The sequence below is a fragment of the Marinobacter fuscus genome (assembly GCF_003007675.1).
GTDB lineage: Bacteria > Pseudomonadota > Gammaproteobacteria > Pseudomonadales > Oleiphilaceae > Marinobacter > Marinobacter fuscus.
On sequence record NZ_PXNP01000023.1, the window covers coordinates 299,392 to 310,506 of the forward strand.

Genomic DNA, 11,115 nt, shown 5'->3' on the forward strand with positions numbered 1-11,115 from the left:
TCGGTGGAATCGATGGCTCGGGCACTCCCAGATAACAACAAACAGGGAATATCAGCATGAAGAAAGTACCTCAGTTAATCGCCGGAGAATTCACCGAGAGCCAGACCAGCAACTGGATCGATCTCACCAACCCTGCCACCAACGAAGTCATCGCACAGGTGCCTTGCGCCACCGAAGCCGAGATGCGTCGGGCCATTGAGAATGCCAGTGAGGTATTCCAGAGCTGGAAAGAAACCCCGGTATCTGAGCGGGCCCGGGTGATGCTGCGCTATCAGGCGCTGTTGAAAGAGCATCACGATGAAATCGCTGAAATCCTTTCTCAGGAAACCGGCAAAACCTTTGAAGACGCCAAAGGTGATGTCTGGCGTGGTATTGAAGTGGTGGAGCACGCCGCCAACGTGGCGTCGCTGATGATGGGCGAAACTGTCGAAAACGTTGCCCGCAATGTCGACACCCACTCCTGGGTTCAGCCGTTGGGTGTGTGTGCCGGTATCACCCCGTTCAACTTCCCCGCGATGATCCCGCTGTGGATGTTCCCCATGGCGATCGCTTGCGGTAACACCTTCATTCTCAAGCCGTCTGAACAGGATCCGCTTACCCCGACACGTTTGGCAGAACTGTTCCAGGAAGCGGGCGCGCCCAAGGGCGTGCTGCAAGTTGTGCATGGGGCCAAAGAGCAGGTGGATACCCTGTTGACCGACCCGGCCATCAAGGCCGTGTCCTTTGTCGGCTCGGTGCCTGTGGGCCGGTATATCTACGAGACCGGTACCCGCAACATGAAGCGCGTGCAGAGCTTTGCCGGTGCTAAAAACCACATGGTGATCATGCCGGATGCCGACAAACAGCAGGTGATCAATGCCCTGGTGGGCGCGTCTGTGGGCGCCGCCGGCCAACGTTGCATGGCAATCTCGGTGGCCGTTTTTGTTGGTGCCGCCCAGGAATGGATTCCCGATCTGAAAGACGCCATGGCCAAAGCCCGCCCCGGTGCCTGGGACGATGCCGGAGCCAGCTATGGCCCGATCATCAGCGCCAAGGCCAAAGACCGCATTGAATCGCTGATTGCTACCGGTGAAGCCCAGGGTGCCACCCTGTTGCTGGACGGCCGGGACTGCACAGTGGAGGGGCTGCCGGATGGCAACTGGGTGGGGCCGACCCTGTTCACCGACGTGACCACCGAGATGGATATCTATAACGAAGAGATCTTTGGCCCGGTGCTGTCCTGCGTGAATGTTGACAGCCTGGGCGAGGCCATTGAGCTGATCAACAACAGCCCCTATGGCAACGGCACATCTATCTTTACCAATCACGGAGGTGCGGCGCGCCGCTTCCAGCACGAAATTGATGTGGGCCAGGTAGGCGTGAACATTCCCATTCCGGTACCGCTGCCGTTCTTCTCGTTCACCGGCTGGAAAGGCTCCTTCTACGGCGATCAGCACGCCTATGGCAAACAGGCTGTGCGCTTTTACACTGAAACCAAAACCGTTACCTCCCGCTGGTTCTCCAGTGAGGCGACATCCTCGGAGGCCAACTTCTCCATTCAGCTTCGTTAATCGCGTTGTCGGTGAGGACTTGGGCCGTATCCCGGCCCCTTTTTCCCATTGGCAGTAGTGGGAACCCCATCGTGAAGACACAGGAGCACAGCAATGGATTTTAATCTGACCGAAGATCAGCTGGCGTTCCGGGACGCGGCCCGGGCGTTTGCGGAAAAGGCCATGGCACCCCACGCCGCTCAATGGGATGCCGAGCATATTTTCCCGGTGGATGTCATGAAGGCCGCCGGCGAGATGGGCTTTATGGGCATGTACACCCCGGAAGCTCTGGGCGGCATGGGCTTGTCCCGCCTGGATACCTCCGTCATTGTCGAAGAGCTGGCGGCAGCCTGCCCCTCCACCGCCGCCTTCATCACCATTCACAATATGGCCACCTGGATGGTGGCCAGTTTCGCCTCGAAAGACCTCCGGCAGGAGTATGTCCCCAAGATGGCCAGTGGCGAATGGCTGGCGTCTTATTGTCTGACCGAACCCGGTGCCGGTTCCGATGCCGCCAGCCTGCGTACCCGGGCGGTGCGGGATGGCGACAGCTATGTGCTCAACGGCAGCAAGATGTTTATCTCCGGGGCCGGTGCCACCGATGTACTGGTCCTTATGGCCAGAACCGGCGATGCTGGCAGTGGCGCCAAGGGTATCTCCACCTTTGTGATTCCGGCCGATGCCGAGGGCATCTCCTACGGCAAGAACGAGGAGAAAATGGGATGGCACAGCCAGCCCACACGCCTGGTGACTCTGGAAGACGTGCGCATACCGGCCACCAACCGGGTGGGTGAGGAGGGCGACGGCTTTGCCATCGCCATGAAAGGGCTCGACGGTGGCCGCCTGAACATTGCGACCTGTTCCTTAGGGGGAGCCCAGGCAGCACTGTTGCGGGCCCGCAATTACATGCACGAACGCCAGCAGTTCGGAAAGCCACTGGCGGCTTTCCAGGCCCTGCAATTCAAACTGGCGGATATGGCCACCAACCTGATCGCCGCCCGGCAAATGGTTCGGCTGGGGGCTTTCAAGCTCGACCAGGCAGACCCGGAAGCCACGCTGCATTGTGCCATGGCCAAGCGTTTCGCGACCGATGCCTGTTTCGAGGTGGCCAATGAGGCCCTGCAGCTCCATGGCGGCTATGGTTACATTCGGGAATACCCACTGGAGCGCTACCTGCGGGATTTGCGGGTGCACCAGATTCTGGAAGGCACCAACGAGATCATGCGGCTGATCATCGCCCGCCGTTTGCTGGACGATGGTGTGATCGACGCTATCCAATAATCGAATTCGGCCCTTTGTCGGCTCACAGACGTTGAAAAGGACACAGAGATGAGTGAATTGCTTGAACTGGAAAAACGCGGCCACATCGCCATTCTGACCATTGCCAACCCGCCGGCCAACACCTGGACGGCCGACTCCCTTGCGGCATTGAAGAATCTGGTGGAAGAGCTGAATCAGGATCGGGACATCTATGCGTTGGTGGTCACCGGCCAGGGCGAGAAGTTCTTCTCCGCCGGAGCGGATCTGAAAACCTTCGCCGATGGCGATCTGGCCCGGGCCAACGACATGGCCCAGCGTTTTGGCGAGGCCTTTGCTGCCCTGACCGCGTTCCGGGGCGCGTCCATTGCCGCCATCAACGGTTACGCCATGGGCGGCGGGCTGGAGTGTGCCATGGCCTGCGATACCCGCATCGCCGAAGAGCACGCGCAAATGGCTCTGCCCGAGGCCGCCGTTGGCCTGCTGCCCTGCGCCGGTGGCACCCAAAACCTGCCCTGGCTGGTGGGCGAGGGCTGGGCCAAGCGAATGATTCTGTGTGGCGAACGGGTGGATGCCAACAAAGCTTTGCAAATCGGACTGGTGGAAGAAGTGGTGCCCTCTGGCCAGGGCCTGGAGGCCGCGCTGAAACTGGCGGAAGGCGCCTGCAAACAGAGCCCGTCGTCCATTGCCCGCTGCAAGCAGTTGGTGATGAGTGCCCGGGAGGGCCGGGGCCACAGTGACGGCTGGCGCATGGAGCGGGAGCTGTTTGTGGAGTTGTTCCACACTGAAGATCAGACAGAAGGCGTGAATGCGTTTCTCGACAAGCGCAAGCCGGAATGGAAAAACCGTTAACCCGGGGCTGTTATGAGTGATCAACCTATAGTATTTGACGAGTGGCAAACCGCCAGTGGCGACCGGATTGGCGTGGCGCGGCTCAACACCCCGCGTAACCTCAATTCGCTGTCGATGGAGATGATCCGGCAGCTTGGCCCGAAATTGACCGAGTGGGCCGATGAGCCGTCTATCCGGGCGGTCTGGCTGGAAGCCGAGGGCGAGAAGGCCTTCTGCGCCGGTGGCGATATTGTGTCGCTGTACCGGGCCATGACCGAGCCGGGCAAAGTGGCCGAGGGCGTGGAGTTTTTTAATCTGGAATACCAGCTGGATTACCAGATCCACAGCTACCCCAAGCCCGTGATCTGCTGGGGCAACGGCATTGTGATGGGCGGCGGTATCGGCCTGATGGTTGGCGCGTCTCACCGCGTCGTTACCGAGCATTCAAAGCTGGCCATGCCCGAAGTCAGTATCGGCCTGTATCCGGACATTGGCGCAGGCTGGTTCCTTAACCGCATGCCCCAGCGTACCGGCTTGTTCCTGGGCCTGACTGGGGCCCGAATGAATGGCGCCGATGCCCTGTTCGTTAACATGGCCGACCGCTTTATTACCCAGGAATTAAAAGCTCAGGTAGTGGCGGGCCTGACAGCGGCCGATTGGCAGGCGGCCGACGCTCACGCGCTGGTAAGTTCGGTGCTGCGCCAATATGAGCAGCAAAGCCAGGCGGCACTGCCGGCGTCGCCGATAAGACAGTTCTTCGACGATATCCAGCAAGCCACCGATGGCGATTCACTGCCCCAGGTTGTGGCACAACTGGCGGAACTGGGGGGCCGGGATGACTGGCTGGGCAAATCGGTAAAAGGGCTGGGCAGCGCATCGCCCACCTCGCTGGCGCTGATGTGGCAACACTATCATCGCAGCCGTTTGCACAGCCTGCAGCAGGTGTTAGACAACGAGTTGGTGATGTCTCACAACGCGTTGAAAAAAGGTGAGTTTGCCGAGGGCATTCGGGCACTGTTGATCGACAAAGATATGCAACCCCGTTGGCGCTATGCCTCGCTCTCCGAGCTGGAGCCTGAGTGGGTGAACAGCTTTTTCAGCCAGGCGCCTGCCCACTGACGGGCGTCAGAGAAACAACAACAAGGAGAAGCACAATGGCCAAGATTACCTTTATCGGGCTGGGCAACATGGGGGCTCCCATGGCCTCGAACCTGCTCAAGGCCGGGCATGCGGTAACTGTGTTCGATTTGTCTCAGCCCGCCGTTGAAGCCCTGGTGGCCGAAGGTGCCAGTACCGCCGATTCCGGCCGGGCCGCCGCTGACGGCGCAGACTGTGTGGTGACCATGTTGCCTGCGGGCAAGCATGTAGAGGCGGTGTATCTGGGCGAGGACGGTCTGCTGGCGGCACTGCCTGCCGGTACCCTGGTGATCGACTCGTCGACCATCGCCCCGGAAACCGCCCGCAAGGTGGCAGAGGCCGCCACGAAAAAGGGGTTGGCGTTTCTGGATGCGCCGGTGTCCGGCGGGGTTGGTGGCGCCAAAGCGGGCACGCTGACCTTCATCTGCGGTGGCGACAACGACACCTTTGAGCGGGCCAAACCGGTACTCGAAGGCATGGGGAAGAACATCTTCCATGCTGGCCCCCACGGCGCTGGCCAGGTGGCCAAGATCTGCAACAACATGCTGCTGGCCATCCTGATGGCAGGCACCAGCGAGGCCCTGGCACTGGGTGCCAAAAACGGCCTCGACCCGGCCGTACTGTCGGAAATCATGAAACAAAGCTCTGGCGGCAACTGGGCCCTGAACGTGTATAACCCCTGGCCGGGGGTGATGGATGGCGTACCTGCGTCTCGCAACTACGAGGGCGGCTTCCTGGTGAACCTGATGTCAAAAGACCTCGGCCTGGCGTTCGACAACGCGGTGATCAACCAGGCATCGATTCCCATGGGGTCGCTGGCAAGAAACCTGTTCCAGCTCCATGCGGGGCAGGGTAATGGCGAACTGGATTTCTCCAGCATCCTGAGGCTGTATAAACCGGAGTAGGAAAGCAGGGCGATTGCGGTCGCCCTTTCTTTTTAGCCTAAAGTTTACCTTTACGTAAAGTAGACCCTGTGCTAAACCTGATTAAACCTTGTGCAACGGACGATAACAACAAACAGGAGTGTACGATGGCTCTCCCGCATTATGATGACGTGTACAACAACTTCGATGTCGCCGCTCTGGAGGCTGAAGTTCTGGATGGGCGTTTGGACAGCGGCCTGAACGTGTGTCATGAAATCTGTGACAAGTGGGCCGGAGATCCACAGAAGGTGGCGCTCTACTATGAAACCGCCGATGGCGGCGATGGTTCGATGACCTTCGCCGAGCTCAGGGCGGCGTCTGCCCGCTTTGCCAATTATCTGCAAGCGCAGGGCGTGGGCAAGGGCGACCGGGTCGCCGGTTTGCTACCCCGGGGGCCGGAACTGCTGATGGTGATTGCCGGTACGTTACGCCTGGGGGCGGTGTATCAGCCGTTGTTTACCGCGTTTGGCTCTGGCGCCATTGAATACCGCCTGGACAAGGCCGGTACCAAGCTGGTGGTCACCGACCCCGCCAACTACCCCAAACTGAAAGAAGTTAACAACTGCCCGCCGGTGCTCTGTGTGAACGCGGCGGACATCGGTAACGAGGTAGGCGATTTCCATCAGGTGCTGGGCCAGCAGTCCGACCAGTTCGAGCCAGTCATGATCACCGGCAGTGATCCGTTCCTGCAGATGTTCACCTCCGGCACCGTGGGCAAAGCCAAGGGCGTGGCGGTACCCGCCAAGGCCTTGCTGGCGTTCTATGTGTACATGAAGTACGCCATCGACCTTCGGGACGACGATGTCTTCTGGAACGTGGCCGATCCGGGTTGGGCCTACGGCCTGTATTACGCGGTTACCGGGCCATTGCTGATGGGGCACGCCACCCACTTCAATCCGAACGCGTTCACCCCGGAATCCACCTACGACATGATCCGCAAGTACAAGATCACCAACCTGGCGGCGGCACCCACCGCTTACCGGTTGCTGAAAGCCAACGATCAGGTGTTGCCGGAGGGTGAGAATCTGGGGCTGCGGGTGTGCAGCAGCGCTGGCGAGCCGCTGAACCCGGAGGTGGTGAACTGGATCGCCAACCGCTTCCACTGCCCGGTGAAAGACCATTACGGCCAGACTGAAACCGGCATGACCTGCTGCAACTTCCACGCTCTTGAACACCCTATGCGCCATGGCGCCATGGGCTTCTCCTCACCGGGCCACCGGGTGGTTGCCTTGAACGAGCAGAACCAGGAAGTGGGTGAGGGCGAAGTGGGGCAGTTGGCGGTGGATCTGAAGGCATCACCGCTGTTCCACTTTGACGGCTACACCTGGGGCGAAAAAGACCCGTTTGTGAACGGCTACTACCTGACCGGTGACATGGTGATCTGCCACGGCGATGGCAGTTATTCGTTCAGTGGCCGGGATGACGACATCATCACCACAGCCGGTTACCGGGTTGGCCCTGCGGATGTGGAAAGCACCTTGCTGGAGCACGCCGCCGTGGCGGAATCCGGCGTGGTGGCCAAACCGGACGAAAAGCGCGGCGCCATCATCAAGGCCTACGTGGTGATCAAGGCCGGGCAGGAACCGGCAGACGAGCAATCGCTGCGGGACGAACTGCAGGAGCTGGTGCGCCGCCGCCTGTCCACCCACGCCTTCCCCCGGGAAATCGAGTTTGTGGACGAACTGCCGAAAACCCCCAGCGGTAAGATCCAGCGCTTCATGCTGCGGAACCGTGCCCAGGAGGAGGTGTCGGCATGAACATCACCTTTGAGGAGCTGAACCGCTTTCTCGAAGAGCAGTTCCCCCAGGGTGCCGCCTACGGCGCCCTGGAGGCTCTGGGCGATGGTTGGGCAGAAATGTCGCTGGCGGTGGACGAAGGCCATTTGCGCCCGGGCGGCACGGTATCTGGCCCGGCCATGATGGCGCTGGCCGATGTGACCATGTACGCCGCGCTGCTTAGCCGGATTGGCCTGGTGCCTCTGGCGGTAACCACCAACCTGAACATCAACTTCCTGCGCAAGCCGGTGGCCCATGCTCCTATCCGGGCTCGGGCCAGCCTGCTCAAGGTCGGGCGCACCATGGCGGTGGGCGATGTGCTGGTGTATTCCGACGGTATGGACGAGCCGGTGGCGCATTCCACCATGACTTATTCCATTCCGCCCGATAAATATCGCAATTAACTATTGACGTTTACGTGCACGTAAATCTAATCTGTTTGATAATTCAGCAATACAACAATAACAAAGGTGAAGTGGCTCATGAGTTCACAGTACGTTCTCGAGACCCGTAACCTGGTCAAGGAATTCAAGGGGTTTGTCGCCGTAAACGACGTTAACCTGCAGATCCGGCAGGGCGATATCCACGCCCTGATCGGGCCCAACGGTGCGGGCAAGACCACCGTGTTCAACCTGCTGACCAAATTCCTGATACCAACCCGCGGGCAGATTCTCTACAAGGGCGAAGACATCACTGCCCTCAAGTCTGCCGCCATTGCCCGCAAGGGCATTGTCCGTTCCTTCCAGATTTCCGCCGTTTTCCCGCACATGACCGCACTGGAAAATATCCGGGTGGCGCTGCAAACCGCCGAGGGTTCCTCGTTCAGCTTCTGGAAATCCGGCAACTCCCTGCACCGGCTCAATGAGCGTTGCATGGAACTGCTGGATTCTGTTGGCCTGGCGGAATTTGCCAACACCACCACGGTGGAACTGGCCTACGGCCGCAAGCGGGCGCTGGAGCTTGCCACCACCCTGGCCATGGAACCGCAACTGCTGTTGCTGGACGAACCCACCCAGGGCATGGGCTCGGAAGACGTGGATCGGGTGGTGGAACTGGTGCGCAAAGCCGCCAAGGGCCGAACCGTATTGATGGTGGAGCACAACCTGAGCGTGGTGAGCAAGCTGTGCGACCGCATTACGGTACTGGCCCAGGGGGCGGTGCTGACCGAGGGTGATTACCAGACGGTTTCCGACGACCCGAGAGTGCGCGAGGTCTACATGGGCAGCGACGGCAGCGGCGAACGCGGTGCCTCCGCCCCTGAGCAGGAAAATCTGGAGGCCGCCCAATGAGCCCGGACAGGCAGTATGAACAGCTACGCATTTCTGGGTTGCACGCGTTTTACGGCGAATCCCACATTCTGCATGGCGTAGACATGGTGGTGCACCGGGGCGAACTGGTCACCCTGCTGGGCCGCAACGGGGCAGGCCGAAGCACGACGCTCAAAGCGATTATGAACATGGTAGGCCGCCGTACCGGTTCCATCATGATCAACGGTGAGGAAACCATGCAGCGGGCGCCCCACCACATTGCCCGCCTGGGGGTGGGGTATTGCCCGGAGCATCGAGGCATCTTCGCGTCTCTGAACGTGCAGGAAAACCTGACCCTGCCACCGGTGGTGCGCAGTGGTGGCATGAGCCTTGAAGAAATCTACACCATGTTCCCCAACCTGTATGAGCGCCGTTTCAGCCAGGGCACCAAGCTCTCGGGGGGTGAGCAACAGATGCTGGCGATGGCGCGCATCCTGCGTACCGGCGCCAACATGCTGCTGCTGGACGAAATCACCGAAGGCCTGGCGCCGGTGATCGTCGAAAAACTCGGGGAGGTGCTGGTGGCCCTGAAAAACAAAGGGCTGACCATTGTTCTGGTTGAACAGAATTTCCACTTTGCTGCACCCCTGGCCGATCGCCACTACGTGGTGGAACACGGCCAGATTGTGGAAGAAATCCATGCCAACGAACTGACGGCCAAGCAGTCGGTACTGGATGGCTATCTGGGTGTCTGAACCAAAGTATCAAGAGCAACAAAAGCAACAACAAACCGAACCAACGCAAGACAGTCGCGGAGAAACAACAATGACAATCACAAAAAAGCTTCTGACCTCAGCCGTTGCCTCAGCTCTGATGGCGGGTGCCGCCCAGGCCGAGATTTCCAATAACACGGTAAAAATCGGTTATCTGGCAGATATGTCCGGCACCTACCGGGATCTGGCGGGCCCTAATGGCCTGAAGGCGCTGGAGATGGCCATTGCCGATTTCGGTGGCAAAGTGAACGGCGCCAAGATTGAGGTGGTCAGCGCCGACGACCGTAACAGCCCGGATACCTCTTCCAGCACCGTCCGGCGCTGGGTGGAGAACGAGGATGTCGACATGGTGGCCGGTCTGGTGGCTTCGTCGGTATCCATCGCCGTTAGCAAGATCCTGGAAGAGAACGACCGGCTGGGTATTGTCTCCGGCTCGGCGGCTTCCAGCATCACTAACGAACACTGCACCCCGAATCACATCCACTACGTGTATGACACCTACCCGCTGGCCAACGGCACCGCCAGTGCCGTGGTGAAAGAAGGTGGCAAAAGCTGGTATGTGCTGACCGCCGATTACGCCTTCGGCCATGCCCTGGAAAGTGACGTGCGGCGGGTGGTAGAAGCCAACGGCGGGGAAATTGTCGGGGCAGTGCGCCATCCGTTCCCAACCCAGGATTTCTCTTCGTTTATTCTGCAGGCCCAGGCCTCTGGCGCCGATGTGGTTGGCCTGGCCAATGCCGGTGCCGACACCACCAACTCCATCACCACCGCCAGTGAGTTCGGAGTAACCCAGGCGGGCCAGACCCTGGCCGCGCTGCTGCTGTTTCTGACCGACGTACACGCACTGGGTGCTGAAACCGCCCAGGGTATCCAACTCACCACCGGCTGGTACTGGGACATGAACGGTGAAGCCCGCGAATGGTCGGATCGTTTCATGAAAGAAACCGGCGTTCGCCCGACCATGGTGCACGCCGGTATCTACTCCAGCACCCTGCATTACCTGAATGCCGTGGCCGCCGCCGGTTCCGACAATGCCCAGACGGTACGCCAGCGGATGATGGATACCCCCATCAACGACATGTTCGCCAAGAACGGCAAAATCCGCGAAGACGGCCGTATGGTGCACGATATGTACCTGGCCGAAGTGAAAACCCCGGCCGAATCCACCTCCGAGTGGGATCTGTACAAGATTCTGCGCACCATCCCGGCCGACGAGGCCTATCGCCCGTTGTCTGAGAGTAAGTGCAAGCTGGTTAGCAAGTAAGGTGTGAACGCCCCGGTGCATCGGCAACACGCGGATGCACCGGCTGGCTCGGAGCACCCAATAACAACAATACCCGCACTGCTTGTGGAGAAAGCAACATGACCATGATTTTCGGCGTCCCCCTTGCTGTGCTGTCTGGCCAGCTGCTGATCGGGATTATCAACGGCGCCTTCTACGCTCTGTTAAGCCTTGGCCTCGCGGTTATCTTCGGTCTGCTGAAGATCATCAACTTCGCCCATGGCGCCATGTACATGCTCGGTGCCCTGGTCACCGTGGTTCTGTTTGACCTGCTGGGCGTCAATTACTGGGTCGCGCTCTTCGTCGCTCCCGTACTGGTTGGCGCTTTCGGTATGCTCATCGAATACTTCCTGCTCCGGCG

General features: G+C 59.9%; 11 protein-coding genes. All 11 read left to right on the forward strand.

The features are described from left to right. Positions 1-56: 56 nt before the first annotated feature. A complete protein-coding gene (locus C7H09_RS07310) occupies positions 57-1,550 on the forward strand; it encodes a CoA-acylating methylmalonate-semialdehyde dehydrogenase (protein WP_106761937.1) in 1,494 nt (497 codons plus the stop codon). Between the two features lie 93 nt (positions 1,551-1,643). After that, positions 1,644-2,810: an acyl-CoA dehydrogenase family protein gene (locus C7H09_RS07315; protein WP_106761938.1), complete on the forward strand. Its 1,167-nt coding sequence runs from the start codon at positions 1,644-1,646 to the stop codon at positions 2,808-2,810. A 48-nt stretch (positions 2,811-2,858) separates the two neighbouring features. After that, positions 2,859-3,638: an enoyl-CoA hydratase gene (locus tag C7H09_RS07320; RefSeq protein WP_106761939.1), complete on the forward strand. Its 780-nt coding sequence runs from the start codon at positions 2,859-2,861 to the stop codon at positions 3,636-3,638. A 12-nt stretch (positions 3,639-3,650) separates the two neighbouring features. Then, positions 3,651-4,736: an enoyl-CoA hydratase/isomerase family protein gene (locus C7H09_RS07325; protein ID WP_106761940.1), complete on the forward strand. Its 1,086-nt coding sequence runs from the start codon at positions 3,651-3,653 to the stop codon at positions 4,734-4,736. Positions 4,737-4,771: 35 nt separating this feature from the next. After that, positions 4,772-5,659 (forward strand): 3-hydroxyisobutyrate dehydrogenase, encoded by an 888-nt coding sequence (gene mmsB, locus C7H09_RS07330; protein ID WP_106761941.1) that lies wholly within the window; start codon positions 4,772-4,774, stop codon positions 5,657-5,659. A gap of 125 nt (positions 5,660-5,784) precedes the next feature. Further along, entirely contained in the window at positions 5,785-7,434 is a 1,650-nt protein-coding gene (locus C7H09_RS07335) for an AMP-binding protein (protein WP_106761942.1), read from the forward strand. Continuing rightward, positions 7,431-7,856, forward strand: a complete 426-nt coding sequence (locus C7H09_RS07340) for a PaaI family thioesterase (protein WP_106761943.1) — start codon at positions 7,431-7,433, stop codon at positions 7,854-7,856. Before C7H09_RS07335 ends, C7H09_RS07340 begins: the two co-directional genes overlap by 4 nt. A 78-nt stretch (positions 7,857-7,934) precedes the next feature. Further along, on the forward strand, positions 7,935-8,741 hold the full coding sequence (locus C7H09_RS07345; RefSeq protein ID WP_106761944.1) for an ABC transporter ATP-binding protein: 807 nt from the start codon (positions 7,935-7,937) through the stop codon (positions 8,739-8,741). Further along, on the forward strand, positions 8,738-9,454 hold the full coding sequence (locus C7H09_RS07350; protein ID WP_106761945.1) for an ABC transporter ATP-binding protein: 717 nt from the start codon (positions 8,738-8,740) through the stop codon (positions 9,452-9,454). The genes C7H09_RS07345 and C7H09_RS07350 overlap by 4 nt, the downstream gene beginning before the upstream one ends. 70 nt (positions 9,455-9,524) lie before the next feature. Then, positions 9,525-10,736 (forward strand): ABC transporter substrate-binding protein, encoded by a 1,212-nt coding sequence (locus tag C7H09_RS07355; protein WP_106761946.1) that lies wholly within the window; start codon positions 9,525-9,527, stop codon positions 10,734-10,736. 98 nt (positions 10,737-10,834) lie between these two features. Further along, positions 10,835-11,115, forward strand: a 281-nt coding sequence (locus C7H09_RS07360) for an ABC transporter permease subunit (protein ID WP_420844155.1), incomplete at its 3' end; no start/stop codon positions are given.